The 19,746-nt window shown below is 69.5% G+C and carries 19 protein-coding genes; 8 read left to right on the forward strand and 11 right to left on the reverse strand.

Annotated elements, in window-relative coordinates; all coding sequences use genetic code 11:
• Positions 1-193 precede the first annotated feature (193 nt).
• Both ACIBI9_RS13375 and ACIBI9_RS13380 read right to left on the reverse strand, forming a co-directional pair.
• Entirely contained in the window at positions 194-925 is a 732-nt protein-coding gene (locus ACIBI9_RS13375) for a hypothetical protein (protein ID WP_397222253.1), read from the reverse strand.
• Positions 918-1,454 (reverse strand): RNA polymerase sigma factor, encoded by a 537-nt coding sequence (locus ACIBI9_RS13380; protein ID WP_397222254.1) that lies wholly within the window; start codon positions 1,452-1,454, stop codon positions 918-920. The genes ACIBI9_RS13375 and ACIBI9_RS13380 overlap by 8 nt, the downstream gene beginning before the upstream one ends.
• A gap of 484 nt (positions 1,455-1,938) precedes the next feature.
• Here ACIBI9_RS13380 and ACIBI9_RS13385 point away from each other — a divergent pair, with 484 nt between their 5' ends.
• A complete protein-coding gene (locus ACIBI9_RS13385; RefSeq protein ID WP_397222255.1) occupies positions 1,939-2,907 on the forward strand; it encodes a hypothetical protein in 969 nt (322 codons plus the stop codon).
• Positions 2,908-2,925: 18 nt separating this feature from the next.
• On the opposite strand, the gene ACIBI9_RS13390 is transcribed toward ACIBI9_RS13385, so the two are convergent.
• Complete coding sequence (locus ACIBI9_RS13390) at positions 2,926-3,279, reverse strand: YbaB/EbfC family nucleoid-associated protein (protein ID WP_397222256.1); 354 nt, start codon at positions 3,277-3,279, stop codon at positions 2,926-2,928.
• A 17-nt stretch (positions 3,280-3,296) separates the two neighbouring features.
• Positions 3,297-3,650: a hypothetical protein gene (locus tag ACIBI9_RS13395; RefSeq protein ID WP_397222258.1), complete on the reverse strand. Its 354-nt coding sequence runs from the start codon at positions 3,648-3,650 to the stop codon at positions 3,297-3,299.
• 52 nt (positions 3,651-3,702) lie between these two features.
• Between ACIBI9_RS13395 and ACIBI9_RS13400 the strand changes: the two genes are divergently transcribed.
• Positions 3,703-4,065 carry a hypothetical protein gene (locus ACIBI9_RS13400; RefSeq protein ID WP_397222259.1) on the forward strand — a complete coding sequence of 121 codons (363 nt, stop codon included), beginning with the start codon at positions 3,703-3,705 and terminating at the stop codon, positions 4,063-4,065.
• 39 nt (positions 4,066-4,104) lie between these two features.
• Here ACIBI9_RS13400 and ACIBI9_RS13405 read toward each other — a convergent pair whose 3' ends face one another.
• Positions 4,105-4,740, reverse strand: coding sequence for a DUF305 domain-containing protein (locus ACIBI9_RS13405; protein ID WP_397222260.1), 636 nt, complete (start codon positions 4,738-4,740; stop codon positions 4,105-4,107).
• A gap of 169 nt (positions 4,741-4,909) precedes the next feature.
• On the opposite strand from ACIBI9_RS13405, the gene ACIBI9_RS13410 reads away from it, so the two are divergent.
• The gene (locus tag ACIBI9_RS13410) at positions 4,910-6,298 is read left to right on the forward strand and encodes an LVIVD repeat-containing protein (RefSeq protein WP_397222261.1); all 1,389 of its coding nucleotides are present in this window, start codon (positions 4,910-4,912) and stop codon (positions 6,296-6,298) included.
• A 102-nt stretch (positions 6,299-6,400) separates the two neighbouring features.
• Positions 6,401-7,756: an LVIVD repeat-containing protein gene (locus ACIBI9_RS13415; RefSeq protein ID WP_397222597.1), complete on the forward strand. Its 1,356-nt coding sequence runs from the start codon at positions 6,401-6,403 to the stop codon at positions 7,754-7,756.
• Positions 7,757-7,769: 13 nt separating this feature from the next.
• On the opposite strand, the gene ACIBI9_RS13420 is transcribed toward ACIBI9_RS13415, so the two are convergent.
• The gene (locus tag ACIBI9_RS13420; protein ID WP_397222262.1) at positions 7,770-8,684 is read right to left on the reverse strand and encodes an RDD family protein; all 915 of its coding nucleotides are present in this window, start codon (positions 8,682-8,684) and stop codon (positions 7,770-7,772) included.
• Positions 8,685-8,735: 51 nt separating this feature from the next.
• Between ACIBI9_RS13420 and ACIBI9_RS13425 the strand changes: the two genes are divergently transcribed.
• Positions 8,736-9,728, forward strand: a complete 993-nt coding sequence (locus ACIBI9_RS13425; RefSeq protein ID WP_397222263.1) for a stage II sporulation protein M — start codon at positions 8,736-8,738, stop codon at positions 9,726-9,728.
• Positions 9,729-9,768: 40 nt separating this feature from the next.
• On the opposite strand, the gene ACIBI9_RS13430 is transcribed toward ACIBI9_RS13425, so the two are convergent.
• Genes ACIBI9_RS13430 through ACIBI9_RS13450 form a run of 5 tightly spaced genes read right to left on the reverse strand, consistent with a single transcriptional unit; the run spans position 9,769 to position 15,226 of the window.
• Positions 9,769-11,142 carry a DUF58 domain-containing protein gene (locus ACIBI9_RS13430; protein ID WP_397222264.1) on the reverse strand — a complete coding sequence of 458 codons (1,374 nt, stop codon included), beginning with the start codon at positions 11,140-11,142 and terminating at the stop codon, positions 9,769-9,771.
• Positions 11,142-12,122: an AAA family ATPase gene (locus ACIBI9_RS13435; RefSeq protein ID WP_397222265.1), complete on the reverse strand. Its 981-nt coding sequence runs from the start codon at positions 12,120-12,122 to the stop codon at positions 11,142-11,144. Before ACIBI9_RS13435 ends, ACIBI9_RS13430 begins: the two co-directional genes overlap by 1 nt.
• Positions 12,112-13,290, reverse strand: coding sequence for a DUF4350 domain-containing protein (locus ACIBI9_RS13440; RefSeq protein WP_397222266.1), 1,179 nt, complete (start codon positions 13,288-13,290; stop codon positions 12,112-12,114). The genes ACIBI9_RS13435 and ACIBI9_RS13440 overlap by 11 nt, the downstream gene beginning before the upstream one ends.
• Positions 13,287-13,970 carry a DUF4129 domain-containing protein gene (locus ACIBI9_RS13445; RefSeq protein WP_397222267.1) on the reverse strand — a complete coding sequence of 228 codons (684 nt, stop codon included), beginning with the start codon at positions 13,968-13,970 and terminating at the stop codon, positions 13,287-13,289. Before ACIBI9_RS13445 ends, ACIBI9_RS13440 begins: the two co-directional genes overlap by 4 nt.
• A complete protein-coding gene (locus ACIBI9_RS13450) occupies positions 13,967-15,226 on the reverse strand; it encodes a glycerophosphoryl diester phosphodiesterase membrane domain-containing protein (protein ID WP_397222268.1) in 1,260 nt (419 codons plus the stop codon). Before ACIBI9_RS13450 ends, ACIBI9_RS13445 begins: the two co-directional genes overlap by 4 nt.
• A 272-nt stretch (positions 15,227-15,498) precedes the next feature.
• On the opposite strand from ACIBI9_RS13450, the gene mtrA reads away from it, so the two are divergent.
• From mtrA to ACIBI9_RS13465, 3 genes are read left to right on the forward strand one after another with little or no spacing between them, the layout of a single operon-like run.
• Positions 15,499-16,176, forward strand: a complete 678-nt coding sequence (gene mtrA, locus ACIBI9_RS13455; RefSeq protein ID WP_043620615.1) for an MtrAB system response regulator MtrA — start codon at positions 15,499-15,501, stop codon at positions 16,174-16,176.
• A gap of 18 nt (positions 16,177-16,194) precedes the next feature.
• Entirely contained in the window at positions 16,195-17,916 is a 1,722-nt protein-coding gene (gene mtrB / locus ACIBI9_RS13460; RefSeq protein WP_397222269.1) for an MtrAB system histidine kinase MtrB, read from the forward strand.
• Positions 17,903-19,660: an LpqB family beta-propeller domain-containing protein gene (locus tag ACIBI9_RS13465; protein ID WP_397222270.1), complete on the forward strand. Its 1,758-nt coding sequence runs from the start codon at positions 17,903-17,905 to the stop codon at positions 19,658-19,660. The genes mtrB and ACIBI9_RS13465 overlap by 14 nt, the downstream gene beginning before the upstream one ends.
• Positions 19,661-19,746 lie beyond the last annotated feature (86 nt).

A 19,746-nucleotide genomic window follows, 5' to 3' on the forward strand; every position in this document is an offset into this window, starting at 1 on the left:
TCGCCAAGCTCCCCACCGACCAGTAGATGGCGAAGGTCATGTGCCGGCGCCCAGCGTGACAGATTGCTCCTGCAACGGAACTCCTTGATCAGCTCTCTTGGTCCAACGGTGTTGTCAATGGAGTACTGGGCAGCGCCGATCATCAGCAAGGTCGGTTTCGGCGCCTGGGCCGGACGGTCCTGAGAAACAGCCCTTAATCCACGGATGAAACCGTTGGCGCGGCCGAGGCGTCGTACGCCGCGATCGACCAAGCCCCGGGACGCTTGCCGAGTTTGGCGGCCAGCCGGTCGGCTGTCTTCGGATTGTAAAGGTTGTACCTCCCCTTGCACGCATCCTTGGATGGGCACGAACCGCGTCCGCGCGCGACGGCGGGATCAGGGGGGAAGACCCAGACAGTGATTTGATGATCGCGGCCAAGCCAGCCCGGCTCGTGCGCCTTGTCCGCGAGCATGCTGAGCCCGCCGTCCGGGCCACATATGCCGCCGGCGCTGCTCGTTCCCTCATTGGTGAAGAAAACCGAGCCCGGCTCCTGGCAGAAGATCACGATCTTGATGTTTTCGCTTGTGGGACGGAAGCGAAGACGCTCTTTTGTCGCCGACCGCGGCACCGTCGTTGCCGATAGACGGTTGAGCCCCTTATAGGCGCGTGGTGGCTCTTCGAAGGCCGGCGGGGGCGCGGGCGGGGCCAGCGGCGCGGGTTCGGGAACGCCGATCAGGTTCGACACCAACATGACCACTGTCATGACGACCCCCGCGGTGACGACGGCGGCGCCCGCCGTCCAGCCCCAGCCCCATTGCCGGCGCGGGCGGGGCTGACGTACCGCAGCCTGGCGGGCGATCAGCCGCGCACGGGCCCTGGCCACGGTCTCGGCTGAAGGCGGCGGTTCATCCGGGATCTCCTGCGCGAGCAGCGTGATTTCATCCATCGTGCGCCTCCTTCAGCGGGTTGACGTCGCCCAGTGCCTTGCGAAGTTGCTTGCGTGCCCGGTTGAGCCGGGACGCGACGGTGCCAATGGGGATTTTCAGGGCGGCTGCGACTTCCCGGTGGGTGAATCCGCCCAGCGCCACCAGCAGCACCACGTCCCGGTCGCCGCTGTTCAGAGCGGCAAGCGCCCCCGCGAGTCTGCCAGTGAACCTTCCAGCCGTGACACGCGTGAGCGTCGTGTCCTCGTGGCTTTGCGCCTCGCGTTCGGATGTCCGGCTGAGCGCTCTCCATCTGCGGATCTCGCTACGGCGGTGTCTCGAGATGAGCTTGGTGGCGATGCCGTACAGCCAAGGTCTGACCTCGCCGCGCGAGGGTTCATATCCGCCTCCGGCAGCGATGAGAAAGACCTCGCCCGCCAGGTCGTCGGCGTCGTCTCTGGAAAGCCGCTGGGCGATGTAGCGGTGGATCTCGGCGAAGTACGCGTCGAAGATCTGATCAAGGTCCAGTCCCGGATGGGTGGAAACGCTCATGCGAGCGGCCCCGTTGGCATTCGTGATTGGGTCACGCACTGCTCTCCGTCCGATTCGAGAAGGCGGTCACCTCTGATTGCCCGATGTGCCGAAATGTTTTCACCATCCCTGCGAGGCATGCCGAACGGCCGGGTCGGGCTGATCGCGCCCCAGGAGGCCAAAGGCATCACCACCGACGGACGGGCGCGCACTGCAGCGCTGTGGCCCTGGCCAAGGCCGTTATGCACGCCCCCGGGCTACTGGCCGCACTCGTTCTGACCCGGCACCACTCGATCGTGGACGTTCTGCACTGGTCAGATTGGCGCCGCCGTCACCAGGCCACAGCCCGACGCTGCCACTACCAGCGCTGATCCCAGCCGTGATCGCGAAATGTCGCTGGAGTAATAGACGGGCTGGAGCGCGCTGTGGGGTTGGCGTGGCCGGTGATATTGCAGGATGATCGGATGATCCTGGAATGTCCGGCGGTGGAGAAAGGGTCTGCTGCGTGAGTCCGTCCCCCAAGTTCCTTCCGAGTGCAGGGTTCGTCTTCTCCGCCGCCGGTGTCGCCGGCGTGGTCATGCAGATGCTGTCCGTCGTTTACCCTGACGGCGACCCGGCCAAGGCGCGCGAGGCCGCCCGCCTGTTGCGGCAGCTGGCCACGCGGGTGGACGTCAGCCTGGACGACGTGGAGGAGGTCGCGCGCACGGTATGGCGGCCGCCCAGCTCCGGCGCGGGGATCGACGCCTTCAGGACATACTTCAACGACGAGGTGGCGCCCTATCCGCCGCACGTGTCCGCATACCTCCGCGGGCTGGCCGACGCGGTCGACGACTACGCGGACATGCTGGAGCAGACCCAGCACGCGCTCAAGACGATGGCCATGATCCAGTGGCTCGAGCTGCTGATGTTCTTCTGCTGGCCGGCGATCGACAAGAAGGTCCAGACGCTGATCAACTGGGCGATGCGCAGGAAGCAGGCGGGGCTGCTGCTCAGGATGTTCAATCATGAGGTGGGCAAGCGGTTCATCTACGCCGTGGGGGGCAGCTTCGCCTACATGGTTCTTGACCAGGGGCTCGTTGACGGGATCAAGAAGCTGAGAGGCGAGGACCTGGGGTCGTTGGGCGACCGCGGAAAGTACATGGTGACGAACTTCGCCGCGGCCTTGGTCTTCTACCATGTGGATCCCGCCAACTTCAGAGCGGCCACCAACCTGCTGTCGAAGAACAAGGTGACGCAGAACGCCGCCGCGTTCCTCGATAAGGCCGCCGACCTGCTGCCGAAGAACAAGGCGGCGCAGGACGCCATGTTGTTCGTGACCGGGTCCTCTATCTTCACCACCACGGCGAACGCGCTCAACCGGCCCGGCGACGTGATCGACGATCCGCGCAGCCTGTTGCCCACCTGGGAGCAGATGCTCGCCAAGCTGGGTGTCGCCGCAGGCCAGGACCAGTTCAGGCGCATGCGGGGATACTGACCGCCGGTGACCACGTAGCTAGTCCTGGCTGAAACGCCTGACCTCGTCGGCGAACGGGGTCAGGCCGTCCGTCATCATCCCGGCCATCTGCTTGGTCAGGTCCGTGGCGGCGGCGCTCGCGGCGGCGAGCACGGCCTCCGCCAGCGCGTCCGCGCCGAGCCGCATCGCCCGCGGGTCGATGCGCAGGCCGCCGAGCGCGCCGCTGGGCAGCACCTCGGCCTTCACCTGGCCATTGGCCGCCTCGCCGCGGCCGCGGACGCTGTCGAGGCTCTCTCGCAGCTCCTGCAGCGGCCGGATGTCGGCCTGGAACTGGGTGAGAAGGCGCTGCATCTCCTCGTCGAGGAAGGGGGCGCCGTCGTCTGGTGTGGGCATCGGGTCTCCGAACAACGTCAAGGGGTGAACTTCTTGTCCGACTTCGAGTACTCGGGCGGGTCGGACACTTTCGGCAGGGATTCGATGGTGGCCCAGTGCGCGACGTCGAAGCCGGTCTTCATGCCGGCCAGCCGTTCGGCGACCTCGGGATAGACGTCGCGTAACGCGTTGACGTACGTCTCGGCCTTCTTCAACGCGCTGGAATAGCCCTGTCTGAAGGTGTTCGCCGTCTCATCCGTGCCGGCGAAGTCGCCCAGGGAGGCGATGGCGTCGAGAATCCGGCGGGTGTCCCTTGCCAGCTCGTCGTGCTCGGCGACGAATCCGCCGGCCGCCGTGATGAAGGTGCTTCCGCGGACATCGGTGTTCGGCATGCCCGGGCGTTGAAGGCCGGGAGAGCTCGGCGAAGGGGTGGGGGCGGGGTACGTGGGAGACGGCGACGCCCCAGGCGTTCCGGTGGGTGACGGCGTCGGGGTCGGGGTCGGGGTCGGCGTCGGTGTGGGCGTGGGGGGAGGGCTTGGCGACGTCGGGCTCGGGCTGGGCGTCGGGGTCGTGGGGCTCGGGGTGGGTGTGGGGCTCGGGGACGTCGGGCTCGGGCTGGGCTCCGAGGTCGTGGGGCTGGGTGTGGGTGTCCCTGAGGGTGTCCCGGTGGGGGTCGGTGTCGGCGTCCCCGTGGCCGAGGGACTGGTCGACGGCGTCGGCGATGCGGTTGGAGCGTTTGAATCTGCCATGGACGTGACACTCTCCTCGCGCATTGCCTGCACTACCTGCAGGGATAGTGTACTTTAGTGCCGGGACGAGGCCCTCGTCCTCAGAGTCCCGGCCCTCCTAGAGGGCTGACTGCATCTGCTGCATGCGGCGGATCTCGGCGGCCTGCGTCACGCTGACGTCGCCGGCCAGCTCCTCGATCCGGATGTGCGAGCCGCTCGTCAGCACCTGCTCCGACATCTTGATCGCCCCCAGATGGTGGTTGATCATGAGCTCCAGGAACATCCGGTCGAAGTCCTTGCCCTTGGCGGCCTTCAGGGCCTCTATCTGGGCGGGCGTGGCCATCCCCGGCATGCCCTCGTGTGCGGCGTGGTGGTCGGGCACCGTCTGCTGCTGCTCCCGCAGCCACGTCGTCATGAACTGGATCTCCGGCCCCTGGGCGTCCTTGATCCGGCTCGCCAGATTCTTCAGCTGGGCCGACTCGGCCCGGCTGGGCGCGAGGAGCGACATGTCCAGGGCCTGGCGGTGGTGGACGATCATGTCCTGGACGTACTTGATGTCGGCCGCGTTGGCCGTGGCCGAGGGGACGGCGGTGGCGGCCTCACTTGGCGACAGCGTCCTGGCCTGCTCCCCGGGGCGACCGGGGGCGATCACGGGGGCGGTCGAGTCGGCCCGTGGGGCCGGCGGCGGAGAGGAGGAGGTGCAGCCGGAGAGGGCAACGACCGTGCCCATGACCACAATGAGCGCGGCGCGCACCCACAACCTCCCTGACTGACTCGGTCGAGAATGCGCACTCTAGGTCATAAGCGGACAAATTAAAAGAGGGTGAACAGGAACAAAATTTGACAAGTTGTCTGCTTGGCCGGTCGAGGGAGGAAAGGCGAGGATGGCGTAGATTTATGCCCCCTTTATAGGAGGATCCCGAGTGTTCACCCTCCGCAGGGCCCTCACCCTGGTCACGGCGGTCGTGGCGATGGCCGGCGTCGTCTTACCGGCCCAGGCCGCGGACATCCCGGCTCCTGGCGAGATCGTCATGAGCCCCAACATCAAGCACGTCACCAACGTGCCCAAGCCCGAGGCTCTGGCCGACATCCACACGGACATGGCCTTCCAGGGCGACTACGCCTACGTCGGTAACTACTACGGCTTCTCGATCTACGACATCAAGCGCCCGAAGCGGACATCGCTGGTGAGCTCCGTCGTCTGCCCCGGTGGCCAGATGGACATGTCCGTCTACGGCAACCTGCTCTTCGGCTCCGTGGACTCCTCGCGTAACGACGACTCGTGCAACAGCACGTCGCAGCCCGCGTCGGTCAAGGAGTCGTGGGAGGGCATCCGCATCTTCGACGTCTCCGACAAGGCCAACCCGAAGTACATCAAGTCGGTCGAGACCAACTGCGGCTCCCACACGCACACGCTGGTGCCCGACCGCAAGCGCGAGAACGTCTACATCTACATCTCGTCCTACAACCCGAACGCCACGTTCCCCGACTGCCAGCCGCCCCATGACCTGATCTCGATCATCAAGGTGCCGCTGCGCGACCCGACGGCCGCCACTGTGATCGCGACGCCGAACCTCTTCCCCGACGGCGGCTACGGCGGCGTCCAGCTGCCCTACCCGGACGGGAAGTCGGCCACCACCGGCTGCCACGACATCACGGCCTACCCGGAGAAGGGCATCGCCGCGGGCGCCTGCATGGGTGACGGCATCCTGCTCGACATCCGCAACCCCGAGCAGCCCAAGGTCACCGCGACCGTGCGCGACGAGACGAACTTCGCCTTCTGGCACTCGGCCACGTTCAACAACGACGGCACGAAGGTCATCTTCACCGACGAGCTCGGCGGCGGGACCAGGGCGACCTGCAACGAGGCCATCGGCCCGAACCGGGGCGCCAACGCGTACTACGACATCGTGAACGGGCAGCTCCAGTTCAGGAGCTACTTCAAGATCTCGCGCCACCAGGCCGACACCGAGAACTGCGTGGCGCACAACGGCTCGCTGATCCCGGTCAAGGGCCGCGACATCATGGTGCAGGCGTGGTACCAGGGCGGGATCTCGGTGGTGGACTTCACCGACTCTGCCCACCCGCAGGAGATCGCGTTCTTCGAGCGCGGCCCCGACAACACCGCTCCGGCGCTCAGCGGCGGCTTCTGGTCCGCGTACTACTACAACGGCTACATCTACGGGTCCGACTTCAACCTGGGCCTGGACGTGCTGAAGATCAACGACTGGCGTACCAACCGGGCGAACGGCGTCAGGATGCGCTCACTCAACGCGCAGACCCAGACGTCGTATCCCGAACACGGCCACTGATCACCCGGCGGCGAGGACCCCGACCGGGTCCTCGCCGTTTTCAGTTATCCGGACACATCGATAAGGAGTCCCGGAGTGTTCCATTCGCGCCGTGCCCTCGTCATGGCCGCGGCCGCCGTCGCGTTGGCGCTGACGAGCGTCCCCGCCCTGGCCGCCGACATCCCGCCGCCCGACACCGTGGTCACCAGCCCCAACGTGACCCACGTGCTGAACATCCCCAAGCCCGCCCCGATCGCCGGCACCATCAACACCGACATCGCCTTCCAGGGCGACTACGCCTACGTCGGCAACTACGGCGGCTTCTCGATCTACGACATCAGCAACCCCAAGAAGGCCAAGCCGGTCAGCTCCGTCGTCTGCCCCGGCTCGCAGATGGACGTCAGCGTCTACGGCAACCTCCTGTTCACCGCCGTGGACTCCTCGCGCAGCGACGACTCGTGCAACAGCACGGCGCTGACCGCCGACCACAAGGAGGCCTGGGAAGGCGTCCGGATCTTCGACGTCTCCGACAAGGCCAACCCGAAGTACATCAAGTCGGTCGAGACCAACTGCGGCTCCCACACCCTGACCCTGGTGCCGGGCAAGGGCCGCGACCGGAACAAGAACGTCTACATCTACGTCTCGTCCTACAACCCGAACGCGACGTTCCCCGACTGCCTGCCGCCGCACGACAAGATCTCGATCATCAAGGTGCCGCTCAGGGACCCGGCGTCCGCGGCAGTCGCGGCCACCCCGGTGGTCTTCCCCGACGGCGGCAACGAGACCCAGCCCGGCCTGCTCCTGCCGACCAGCGGCTGCCACGACATCACCGCCTACGCCGAGAAGGACATCGCGGCGGGCGCGTGCATGGGTGACGGCGTGCTGTTCGACATCTCGGACCGGCTGAACCCGAAGGTCACGGCCAGGACCACGGACCCGAACTTCGCGTTCTGGCACTCGGCCACCTTCAGCAACGACGCCAGGAAGGTCGTCTTCACCGACGAGCTCGGCGGTGGCGGCGGGGCCACCTGCAACGAGGCCACCGGGCCGAACCGCGGCGCGGACGCGATCTACGACATCTCGAACGGGCAGTTCACGTTCAAGAGCTACTTCAAGATCCCGCGCTACCAGGCCGACAGCGAGAACTGCGTCGCGCACAACGGCTCGCTGATCCCCGTCAAGGGCCGGGACATCATGGTCCAGGCCTGGTACATGGGCGGGCTGTCGGTGTGGGACTTCACCGACTCGGCCAACCCGAGGGAGATCGGCTATTTCGAGCGCGGTCCCCGCTCGGCCGGCGGTGGCGGCGGCATCTGGTCCGCTTACTACTACAACGGCTACATCTACGCGGCCGACTTCCACGAGGGCCTCGACGTCGTCAAGGTCACCGACCCGCTCACGAACGGCGCCAGGCACGTCCGTACCGACCGGTTGAACGTGCAGACGCAGGAGTCGTACCGCAACTGGTGGCACAACTGACCGACCGCCGCACTCACTGAGGCGGAGCGAACCCGCCCGGAGTCGCCCTCGGCGGCTCCGGCGCGGGAGGCCGGGGCTGAGGTTGTGGCTGGTACGGGCCCGGCTGCTGGTAGGGCACCGGAGGTTGCGGCTGGTACGGCCCTGGTTGCGCGTAGGGGGCCTGGGGCGGGCGGCCGTTGGCGGCGCGTTGCGCGAGACGTACCTGCTCTCTCCTGCGGCGCTCGGCCAGGATGGCGCTCAGGTACGCGTGCGGCGGCACCCCGGCGGGCGCCGCGGGCGAGACGAAGGACGCCACCTGGGTCGCGATCCGCACCCCCATCTCATGCTGGACCTGCGGCGACAGGTCGTGCCAGCGCGACAGGTACTGCCGGGCCGCCTGCGCCACCTCGTCGGGGAGCTGGGAGAGCTCCAGCGTGGCCGCCCAGGCCGCCAGCGGTGGCGGCATCACGATGAGCTGCCCGGAGTCGCGCGGCGCCCGGTCGGAGATCACGATGGTGCCGGCGAAGACGTCGCCGAGCCGCTTGCCCCGCTGCGAGACCAGCGACGCGATCAGCGCGGGCGCCCCGGAGAGCATCCAGAACTCCACGATCCCGGCCAGGCCGCGGAACAACGCCTGCCTGAAACGCTCGGGGCTGCCGTCGTCGCTGACCACCCGGAGCCCGAGCGCGAGCTTGCCGAGGCTGCGTCCCCTGGTGAGCGACTCGAAGATCACGGGGTAGCCGACCAGCACCAGCACCATGAACACGATCATCGCGGCCCCCAGCATGGCCGAGTCCGAGATGACCGAGAACGCGCCCAAGATCGCGTAGGCGGCGATCAGCACCGTGAACTGCACGGCCATGTCGATGACGATCGCCAGAGCGCGCGAGGGCATCTGGGCGATCCGCACTTCGACGACGACCGCGTCGCCGGTCACAACCTCAGACATATGTGGAGCCTAACGGCTATGTACTGGTGTTTGAGCGGCCAGAATGTTCGGGTGGACATCGATGCGTTCGTCACAGCTCACCGCCCCGTGTGGGACCGGCTCGATCACCTGGTCAAGCGCCGCTCGTCGCTGACGGGTGCCGAGGTGGACGAGCTGGTGGACCTCTACCAACGCGTGTCCACCCACCTCTCCATTGTGCGCTCCTCGTCCAGGGACGCGATGCTGACCGGGCGGCTGTCGGCGCTGGTGGCGCGGGCCAGGTCGGCGGTCACCGGGGCGCACACGCCCGCCTGGCGGGAGCTGGTGAGGTTCTTCACGGTGTCGTTCCCCGTGGTGGCCTACCGGGCGCGGTGGTGGTGGCTGGGGAGCACGGTGGCGTTCGTGGCGGTCGCGTGGGTGATGGGCGCGTGGGTGGCGGCCAACCCCGACGTCCAGGCGTCGATCGGCTCCCCGGACGAGATCGCCCAGCTCGTCGACCACGACTTCGTCAACTACTACTCCGAGCACCCGGCCGCCTCCTTCGCCAGCCAGGTGTGGGCGAACAACGCGTGGGTCGCGGCACAGACGATCATCTACTCGGTGCTGCTCGGCCTGCCGATCCCGTACGTGCTCTACATGAACGCCGCGAACGTCGGCGTCTCCGGCGGTCTCATGGCCTCCCGCGACAAGCTGGACATCTTCTTCGGCCTGATCACGCCGCACGGGCTGCTGGAGCTGAGCGCCGTGTTCCTGGCGGCGGCGGTCGGGATGCGCCTGGGCTGGACGGTCATCGACCCTGGGCCGCGCCGGCGGACGGAGGCCCTGGCCGAGCAGGGCCGGGCGGTGATGAGCGTGGCGCTGGGGCTGGTCGTGGTGCTGTTCGTGTCGGGCCTGATCGAGGCGTTCGTCACGCCCTCCGGGCTGCCGACGTGGGCGCGCGTGGGCATCGGCGTGCTCGCGGAGGCGGCCTTCCTGCTGTACGTGATCGCCTTCGGCCGCCGCGCCCTCCGCCAGAACGAGACCGGCGACCTCGAACGCGCCCCGGACGTCGCCCCCACGGCCTGACGCCCCCTACCAGCCGCCTCGCCCTTGGAGCCGCCCGCCCCTACAGCCGCCCGGCCGCCTTCAGAGCCAGGTACGCGTCCGCGATCGCGGGGGCGATGTCCTCCGGAGGCGCGTCCACGACCTCCACCCCGTGCCGCCGCAGCCGGGCCGTGATGCGCCTGCGTTCGAGCTGGGCGTGCTCGGCCGCCGCCGCGTCGTACACCTCCTCGGCCGACGTCCGGCGCCCCGCCATGGCCGCCACCCGGGGGTCGGACACCCCGGCCACCAGCACCAGGTGGCGCGAGGAGAGCTGGGAGAGCACCGGCATGAGCCCCTCGTCCAGGGCCGCCCCGTTGAGATCGGTGAGCAGCACGACCAGGCAGCGCCGCTTGGCCCGCGACAGGATGGCCGCCACCATGCCCTGCGAGTCGGCCTCGATCAGCTCCGCCTCGATCGGCGCCATCACGTTGACCAGCGACGACAGCAGCTCGGTCCGCGACGCCCCGCTCACCCAGGCGCGCACCGCCCGGTCGTAGGCGAGGAAGTCGACCTGGTCACCGGCCCTGGCGGCCAGCGCGGCCAGCAGCAGCGCGGCGTCCATCGACCAGTCGAGCCGCGGCCAGCCGGGCGCCGGACGCGGATCCGGCCGTACCAGCAGCCCGCCGCCGCCCGCAGTGGCCCCGGCCATGGGGATGGGCGCGTCGCCTACCCGGCCCGCCGAGGTGCGGCCGGTGTCGAGCACGATCAGCACGCGGCGGTCGCGTTCCGGGCGCCAGGTGCGTACGACCACGTCGTGGCGGCGCGCCGTGGCCCGCCAGTCGATGGAGCGCACGTCGTCGCCCACCACGTACTCCCGCAGCGAGTCGAACTCCGTCCCCTGCCCGCGCACCAGCGCCGGGTGCTGGCCGTCCAGCTCGCGGAGCCGGGCCAGCCTGGACGGCAGGTGCTTGCGCGACAGGAACGGCGGCAGCACGCGCACCGACCACGGCGCCCGATGGCTGCCCTGGCGGGCGGCCAGGCCCAGCGGCCCGAGCGAGCGCACCGTGACCGCCACGGACGAGCGGTCGCCGCGCCTCGTCGGGGCGAGCGTCACGACGATCTTGCGGCGCTCGCCCTTGGGCACGTCCAGGTCTGCGACACGTGGCGTGGCGCCCGCCGACGGCGGCCAGGCGTCCCTGAGCGCGCCGCGCACCCGCCGGGGACCGGGGTTCTCGACGATCAGCTCGACCGTGGCCCGCTGGCCGAGCCGTACGAGCGTGTCGCCGGAACGGTGGAACCTCAGCGGGCGCACGGCGCCGGCGAACACCAGGTCCACCACGATCGCGGCAGCCAGCAGCAGGCAGACCCCGGCCAGCGCGGCCCCGGGCTGGGGCGCCAGCAGCACCACGACGATCCCGATCGCCGCGACCAGCCCGGCACGTCCCGTGAGAGCCATCAGCGCGGGACCGGGACGGAGGCCAGGATGCCGTCGAGCAGGCCGTCGGCGGTCGCGCCCTCCAGCTCGGCCTCCGGCCGCAGCTGGACCCGGTGCCGCAGCGCCGGCCTGGCCAGCGCCTTGACGTCGTCGGGAGTCACGTACGGGCGCCCGGACAGCCACGCCCACGCCCGCGAGGCCGCCAGCAGCGCCGTGGCGCCACGCGGCGAGACGCCGAGCTGCAGCGACGGCGAGTTTCTGGTGGCGCGGGCCACGTCCACGATGTAGCCGAGCACCTCGGGCGCCACGTGCACCTTCGAGACCGCCTCCCGCCCGGCCGCCAGGTCGTCGGCCGTGGCGACGGCCTTGACCTCGCTCAGGTCGCGCGGGTCGAAGCCGCGGGCGTGCCGTTCGAGCACCGAGATCTCCTGCTCGCGCGGCGGCAGCGGCACGGTCAGCTTGAGCAGGAAGCGGTCGAGCTGGGCCTCGGGGAGCTGGTAGGTGCCCTCGTACTCGACGGGGTTCTGCGTCGCGCACACCACGAACGGGTCGGGCAGCGGCCGCGCCGAGCCCTCGACGCTGACCTGCCGCTCCTCCATCGCCTCCAGCAGCGCCGCCTGGGTCTTCGGCGGGGTGCGGTTGATCTCGTCGGCGAGCAGCAGGTTCGTGAACACCGGCCCCTCGCGGAACTCGAACTCCGCGGTCTTCGCGTCGTAGATCAGCGAGCCGGTCACGTCGCCCGGCATCAGGTCCGGCGTGAACTGCACCCGTTTGAAGTCAAGGGACAGGGCGGCCGACAACGTGCGCACCATCAACGTCTTGGCCACGCCCGGCACGCCTTCGAGCAGCACATGCCCCCTGCAGAGCAGTGCGATGACCAGCCCCGTCACCACCGCGTCCTGGCCGACCACGGCCTTGGACACCTCGGCGCGCAGCGCCCCCAGCGCCTCCCTGGCCGAGTCGCCGAAGCCCGTGACGCGGAACGTCTCCTCAGAGTTCACTGACCTGCCTTTCGATGAAGTCCAAATATCCGGCCAACCCGACGAGCCCGGCGTCGTCCGCCGGCGGCGGCCCGTAGAGCGCCGCGCCGACCTGGTGGGCGTCCTGGCCGGTGCGGGCGGCGAGCGCCGCGACGACCTCGTTCGGGCCGGCCCCCGATCCGAGCCCCAGCCTGGGCGTCAGCCGGTCGATCGTGCCCTCGCGCAGCGACTCCGCCGCCCGCTGGCGCGCGCGCCTGGCCCGGTAGAGCCTGCCGCGGCCCTCGACGGTCTCGGCCGCGCGCACGACGACAGGCAGCTTCTCCGTCACCACGGGGCCCAGCCGCCTGCCCCGCCAGAACGCCGTGACGGCCAGGGCGATGAGGGACATGTAGACGGTCCAGCGGATGCTCTCGGGCATGAGGTCGTACATCGACTTGCCGCGCTCGCCCGGCAGCTCGGCGACCGGCGGCGGGGTCGCGGGTCGGACCAGCCAGGTCACGGGCCTGCCGGTGCCGATCAGGTTGAGCGCGAGCGCGGCGTTGCCGTCCTCGGCCAGGCGCAGGTTGGTCATGAAGGCGCCGTCGCCGACGAGCGTGGTGACGCCGCCCGCGTTGGGGAAGCTGACCAGCGTGTAGCCGTCGCCGGCCGGGTAGCAGCCGGTGGCTCCCGAGGGGCCACTGAAGACGGCGCCGCCCAGGTGGACGCTGCCCGCGGCCCGGGCGGCGGGTAGCGCGCACTCGGGCTCGCGCGAGCGCGTGCGCACCAGGCCCGGCTCGCTGCGCACGCCGGGGGCGAGGGCGTGGAGGCCGGGGACGTCGCCGACGATCAGCCGGTCGCCCTGGATCCGGGCCAGGTCGTATTCATCGAAGTACGACATGTCGGTGATCAGCAGCAGCCGGTTGCCGCCCGTGGCCTTGGCGGCGGCGGCTTCCACGGAGTCGACCCGGTCCACCGTGACGCCCCGGGACCTGAGCACCTCGGCCAGCGCCTTGGAGCCCGCCACCGTGGTGTCGTCGGGGTCCAGGGCCCGCGACGGGCGCGACTCCGGGCCGAACAGGACGCCCGCGACCGCGATGAGCACGATCAGGAGGCCGAGCAGGACGATGATCCGGCTGCCGCGCCAGGTGGAGCGGGCGGTGGGGGAGGTCGAGTAGGACGCGTCGCCGGCGGGCCGCGTGAGGACGCTCATGCCGTCCCACCTGCCCCGGGCCGCTCGCCCGGGGACGCGCCGACCGGGGTCCAGGCCGTGGCCCCCGCGCCGGCCCCGACCGGGACCGGGCGGGCCTGGCGGAGCTGCTCGTCCAGGTCGGCCATCGCCTCGTACGCCTCCCGAGTCCCCGTCACCCCGCCGTACGTCACGTCGTCGAACGACCGGGCCGCCGTCGCCAGCCTCGTGGCGAAGTCGGGCAGCGAGAGAGCCGCCTCGCGGGTCAGCTCGTCGGCCGTTCGCCCCGGCATGCCGTCGACGAGCGCGCGTTCCTCCAGGTCGCGGGCGATGGCGCGGAGCCGTTCCTGGATGGCCTCGGTCCAGCGCTCCTCGGCGGCCAGCCCGGCGGCCGCCGATCGGTGCTCGGCGGCCGTCATCACCCGCTCGCCGAACAGTCCGCCCACCGCGAGCGCGTTCCTGCGGGTGGCCTTGCGGAGCTGCCACGAGATCAGCACGATCAGCGTGAGGATGATCAGCACGATGATCACGGAGGCGACGACGCCTCCGGCGGTGCCCCCGCCCGCGGCCGTGTCCACCAGGTCGCCGAGGAACTGCATGACCCGCCGGTAGATCAGGTCGAGCAGGGACTCCTTCTCGTATGCAGGCTTGAGGAGCTCCTCCGCGGCCCGGCGCGCGGCCTCCTCCCTGTCGATCGGGCTCACGGCCGGGCGGAGTTGGAGGGGTGCCAGAGTTCGTCCGCGGAGGCGTGCACCCATCCCTGACGCTGCTGCTCGATGGCCGCCGTCTGCAGCACGAGGTCGAACGCCTCGCTGCGCATGCGCCGGTCGGCGTAGAGCAGACCGGCGACCCCGGCCTGGAACGGATAGGTGAGCATCGAACCGAGCGTGCCGCCGATGGCGATGAGCACGGCCGACACGACGGTGGTGGCCATCGATCCCGCGCCGAACATGCCGAACAGCGTGCCCGCCAGCGTGAAGGGCACCGACAGGATGCCCGCCACGAGCCCGACCAGGATGGACGTGAGCAGCAGGATGCCGAAGACGCGCCAGAAGTCGCCGGTCACCAGCTGCCACGAGCGCCGCATGGCCTCGATCGCCCCTCTGCCCTCCAGCACCACGATGGGCGAGGCGAAGGCGAAGCGGGTCGTGAAGAACAGGTAGTAGGCGAAATAGGCGACCATGAACAGCAGGGTCAGCCCGAGGACCACGCCTGCTCCGCCGGAGACGTTCATCGCGATCACCACGATGAGCAGCACGATCACGACCAGCGGCACCAGCATGATGACGGCCATCAGCCCCACCACGCCGAACAGCGCGGGCACCCTGCCCTTGACGAGCTGCCACGCCTCCCCGGCGGTGATGCTGCCGCCGAAGACGGCCCGGCCGAGGATCCTGGTCAGCACGCCGGTCAGCAGCGTGACCACGACGAACTGGACCACGTACGAGACGAGCGTGCCGCCGTACTGGGCGGCGACGCCGTACACGCCGGTGAGCTCGTCGGAGGTGGTGGACAGGCTCTCGGGGTCGTCGAACGCGCCGCCCATGGTGTCGAGCACGAACGCCTGCCCGACGGCCACGGGCACGGAGGCGAGCAGGGCGGCGACGGCCGACAGGCCGAGCACGGCCTTCGGGTTGGACCGGATCAGCTTGATCGTGCCGTCGAGGATGTCACCGAGGCCCAGCGGGCGCAGCGGGATGATCCCCGGTCTCAGCGCCGGCGGGGGCGGCGCGTAGCCGTAGCCGGGCTGAGGATGCGGATGGGGCGGATAGGGTGTTTGGGGCCCGGGTCCCAGTGGCTGATGTTGCTGAAGGGGCTCCCCGTACGGCTGCCCGTAGGGCGCCTGCTGCGGCGCACCTGGCGCGGTCCACGGGGAGGCCGGCGGGGCGCTGTAGGGCGGGGGCTGTTCGGCCGACCAGCCTGATGGCGTCTCGGGCGGGGGACCGTGACCGTCTGACATATCCCAATCCTGGCATGCTGAACGGGGCATTGGTGTCGCTGAGCGCATTCGCCGTCTCCTCCTTGCCGTATTCCGCGGCGAATCCGGTCAAGGTTCAGGTCCAGGGGATGGCAGAAAGTTGCTCTGTTACCGCAGACTTGAGATTGCGGTCGCGGGGGGCGAACCTAAAATTCGCCTTTTGCATGGCTCATGTCACACTCATGGGCCGACCAAGGGTAACCTTCAGCGATCGTGCGGGTATGTCCCACAATGCGTAGAACGAATGAGGGGCCATGAAAGGTCGCGTGCTGGTCGTCGATGACGACGCCGCTCTCGCCGAGATGCTGGGGATCGTGCTGCGAGGGGAAGGCTTCGAGCCGTCTTTTGTCTCCGACGGCGACAAGGCCCTCGACGCGTTCCGGGATACACGCCCGGACCTTGTCCTGCTCGACCTGATGCTGCCGGGGGCGGACGGCATCGACGTCGCGCGCAGGATCAGGGCTGAGTCGGGGGTTCCGATCGTCATGCTCACGGCCAAGAGCGACACGATCGACGTCGTTCTCGGACTGGAGTCGGGGGCCGACGACTACATCGTCAAGCCGTTCAAGCCGAAGGAGCTCGTGGCCCGGGTGCGGGCGCGGCTTCGCCGCACCGATGAGCCGACCCCCGAGATCCTCCAGATCGGCGACATCACCATCGACGTGGCAGGACACTCGGTCAAGCGGGGCGAGGAGACGATCAACCTCACGCCGCTGGAGTTCGACCTGCTGGTCGCGCTGGCCCGCAAGCCGCGCCAGGTGTTCACCCGCGAGGTCCTGCTCGAGCAGGTCTGGGGCTACCGCCACGCGGCCGACACGCGGCTGGTCAACGTGCACGTGCAGCGGCTCAGGGCCAAGATCGAGAAGGACCCGGAGCACCCCGAGATCGTGGTGACGGTCCGCGGCGTCGGCTACAAGGCCGGCCCCGCCTAGTCCACGACTCCTCCTGTCATGCCCCCGGCGAAGAAGCGTTCCCGCCGACGGACATTCCGCCAGATCCTCGGCGGCGTTCGCCGGCGGGTGCGCCGTGCGGCAGGCAGGACACGGAGCGTATGGCGGCGGTCGCTCCAGCTCCAGGTGGTCACCAGCACGCTGGTGATCTCCGTGATCGTGGTGGTCGTGCTGGGCACGTTCCTGTCCGAGCAGATCAACCGGTCGGTCGTGCAGAGCAGCCAGCGCTCCTCCGCCAGCGAGGCGTTCGCCGACCGCCTCCAGATCGCCGACGCGCTGGCGCCCGAGACCGACGACCCGACCAAGCCCGCCGACAGCGGCAAGAAGGGCTCGGCCAACCCGCTCGACGACGTCATGGACATCGTCACCGGATCGGGTGAGAACGGCTCCAAGAAGCGCTATGACGTGCTGATACTCAACGAGGCGATCCCCGGCCAGTCGCGGGCGTCCGGGGGCGTCGTGCCGTCCAACGTGCCGGAGAGCCTGCGGCACAACGTGCAGAAGAAGACCGTCGGCTCCATCGAGAAGATCAAGTTCGTCGGCGAGAGCCAGCCCAGGCTCACGTACGTGGTCGGCGGCACCGTGCACGTGCCGTCCAGCGGCCAGAGCTACGAGGTCTACCACTTCTTCCCGTTCACGGACGAAGAGGAGCTGCTGTCCAACGTCCGGCTGGCCATCGTCGTGGTCGGCCTCGGGCTCGTGCTGCTGCTCGCCGCCATCGCGTACCTGGTCGCCCGCCAGGTCGTCACCCCCGTACGGCTGGCGCGCCAGGCCGCCGAGCGCCTGGCCTCCGGCAAGCTGGACGAACGGCTCAAAGTACGAGGCGAGGACGACCTGGCCCGCCTGGCGAACTCGTTCAACGAGATGGCCGCCAACCTGGCGCTGAAGATCCACCAGCTGGAGGAGCTCTCGCAGGTCCAGCGGCAGTTCGTCTCCGACGTCTCCCACGAGCTGCGCACGCCGCTGACGACCGTGCGCATGGCCGCCGACCTGCTCTACGACGCCCGCGAGGACTTCGACCCGATGGCCGCCCGCTCGGCGGAGCTCATGCAGGCCCAGCTCGAACGGTTCGAGTCGATGCTGGCCGACCTGCTGGAGATCAGCCGCTACGACGCCGGCGCCGCCACGCTCGACCTCGACTCCGTGGACGTGCGCGACGTGGTGCTGCGGGCCATCGCCGACTCCGAGGCGCTGGCCGAGCGGCACACGACCCGCTTCGAGCTCCGGCTGCCCAACGAGCCGTGCATGGCCGAGATCGACAACCGCAGGGTCGAGCGGATCCTGCGCAACCTGCTGTTCAACGCCATCGAGCACGGCGAGGGCAGGGACATCGTGGTCACCATCGGCGCCGACCGGGACGCGGTCGCCGTCGCCGTGCGCGACCACGGGATCGGGCTGAAGGGCGGCGAGGACACGATGGTGTTCGACCGCTTCTGGCGGGCCGACCCGTCGCGGGCGCGGACGATCGGCGGCACCGGGCTCGGGCTGGCGATCTCGCGCGAGGACGCCACGCTGCACGGCGGCTGGCTGCAGGCGTGGGGGCAGCCGGGGGAGGGCTCGCAGTTCAGGCTGACGCTGCCGAGGACGGCCGGGGCCGATCTGAAGGGCTCGCCGCTGTCGCTGGTGCCGCCGGAGATCGAGATGCGACGTACGTGGCGCACGGCCATGACGCCGGTGCTGCTGCCGGCCTCGGCGGACGGGGCCGACCATGACGACGACTAGGCGTCTTACCGGGCGGCGTGAGCGGATTCGGCGGCTCGGCGCGGTGTTCGGGATCGTGGTCGCCGTGGTCTGCGCGAGCTCCGGCTGCACCGTGATCCCCGTGACCGGTCCCATCACCCTCAACGAGGCCGGCAGCGGCGACCCGCTGAGCAAGCCGTTCCACCGCATGATCGCCTTCCCGCCCGACAAGACCTGGAACGAGGAGCAGACGATCAGGGGTCTGCAGGCGGCCATGGCCGCCTACGCCGACGACCCGACCATCCTGCCCCAGTACCTGACCCAGGAGGCGCGGGCCAAGTGGAGCGCCTCGGGGCCGGTGACGGTGGTCGACGACGCGTACGAGGTCCTGCCACCCCCTCAGCGTGAGGGTCTGGGGCCGGTGGAGAAGGTCATGCTCAAGGGTCAGTGGGTGGCGCGCATCAACGAGGACGACTCGTACGCCCCCACCGCGGGCAAGTGGGAGGACTACTCCGTCGAGCTCGTGAAGGCCGAGGGCGGCGGTTACCTGGTCAAGAGCCTGCCCAACGGGCTGCTGCTCACCAACTCCGACGTGACCCGCGCGTACCGGGCCACGAACCTCTACTACCTGAACGGCAACAGCCCCAACACGCTGGTCGTCGACCGCGTACGCCTGCGGCTGAAGCCGACGGAGACGTACGCGCAGACCATCCTGCAGCGCCTGCTCAAGAGCCCCACCTCGGCCTTGCAGGGGGCGGTGACGACGAGCTTCCCGCCCGACACCAAGATCGAGTCGATCAGGTCCGGCGAGGACCGCGTGGTGATCAACCTCTCCGGCCCCCTCGACACCCTCGACCTGAGCGCCGAGGACTCCCTGCGGGCCCAGATCAGGTACAGCCTGAACAAGAACGAGATCGCCAAGGGCCGCGTCATCGAGATCCAGGTGAACGGGGAGTCCTACTCCATCGACCGGCCCGACTCCGACGACGACTGGCTGGACGCCACCAGCGACGACGCGTACTACATCAGCAAGGGCGCCGTCCACTACATGAGCAAGGACGGGCCCGCGGGCACCGTGCCGGGTCCGGCGGGGCAGCAGCGCGAAGGCTTCCACGACTTCGCCCTGTCCAAGGACGGGGGGTACGTCGCCGCCCAGACCTCGACCGGCATCTCGGTGGCGGCGCTGACGCAGTCGGGGCGCTGGCAGGAGGTCATACCGGGCACGCTGACCCCGCCCACGTGGCACCGGGACGGGTCCCTATGGACCTACGACAAGACGAACGGCGCCCTGCTCCGGTACGACCCGATGAGCGGGAAGGGGCCCCAGCGGATCTCCGCGCCCAAGCTGACCGGGCTGGACGTCACCCGGCTCAGGATCGCCAGGGACGGCGTGCGGGTGGCGGTCACCACCGGGCAGAACACGGTCCAGATCGGCGCTCTCACCGGTGGGGCGGCAGGGATGATGCTGGGCAACTTCCAGGCGCTGACCACCACCGAGGGGGGAAACAAGATCCTCGACGTGGCCTGGGAGGACGTCGAGCACCTGCTGGTGCTGGTGGAGGGCCAGGCGGGGCAGGTGCTCAACGAGATCAACGTGGGGGACGGGGAGACCGAGGGAGTGCCCTTGAAGGAGCCGCTCGCGTCGGTGGCCGCGGTGAAGGACCGCGTGCTGGCGGAGGCGAAGACGGCCAAGGGCAACCAGATCATCGAGCTCAGCCAGGACCGGCAGTCCTGGACCACCAAGATCGAATCCGGCGCCAGCACCCCGCTCTTCCCCCTGGGTTAACGCTCACCTGGGCCGGCCGCCCACCTGGGTCGGCCGTTCACCTTGGGTCGGCGGCTCCTCGGCCCGGGCGGAAATTGTCGGTCGCG

The organism is Nonomuraea sp. NPDC050451 (assembly GCF_044458585.1).

Coding starts and splice junctions, on each gene's coding strand:
- mtrB (WP_397222269.1), top strand. CDS start 16,195: ATGCCCCCGGCGAAGAAGCGTTCCCGCCGACGGACATTCCGCCAGATC.
- mtrA (WP_043620615.1), top strand. CDS start 15,499: ATGAAAGGTCGCGTGCTGGTCGTCGATGACGACGCCGCTCTCGCCGAG.
- ACIBI9_RS13390 (WP_397222256.1), bottom strand. CDS start 3,279: ATGCCCACACCAGACGACGGCGCCCCCTTCCTCGACGAGGAGATGCAG.
- ACIBI9_RS13380 (WP_397222254.1), bottom strand. CDS start 1,454: ATGAGCGTTTCCACCCATCCGGGACTGGACCTTGATCAGATCTTCGAC.
- ACIBI9_RS13395 (WP_397222258.1), bottom strand. CDS start 3,650: ATGCCGAACACCGATGTCCGCGGAAGCACCTTCATCACGGCGGCCGGC.
- ACIBI9_RS13465 (WP_397222270.1), top strand. CDS start 17,903: ATGACGACGACTAGGCGTCTTACCGGGCGGCGTGAGCGGATTCGGCGG.
- ACIBI9_RS13415 (WP_397222597.1), top strand. CDS start 6,401: ATGGCCGCGGCCGCCGTCGCGTTGGCGCTGACGAGCGTCCCCGCCCTG.
- ACIBI9_RS13440 (WP_397222266.1), bottom strand. CDS start 13,290: ATGAGCGTCCTCACGCGGCCCGCCGGCGACGCGTCCTACTCGACCTCC.
- ACIBI9_RS13450 (WP_397222268.1), bottom strand. CDS start 15,226: ATGTCAGACGGTCACGGTCCCCCGCCCGAGACGCCATCAGGCTGGTCG.
- ACIBI9_RS13430 (WP_397222264.1), bottom strand. CDS start 11,142: ATGGCTCTCACGGGACGTGCCGGGCTGGTCGCGGCGATCGGGATCGTC.
- ACIBI9_RS13375 (WP_397222253.1), bottom strand. CDS start 925: ATGGATGAAATCACGCTGCTCGCGCAGGAGATCCCGGATGAACCGCCG.
- ACIBI9_RS13420 (WP_397222262.1), bottom strand. CDS start 8,684: ATGTCTGAGGTTGTGACCGGCGACGCGGTCGTCGTCGAAGTGCGGATC.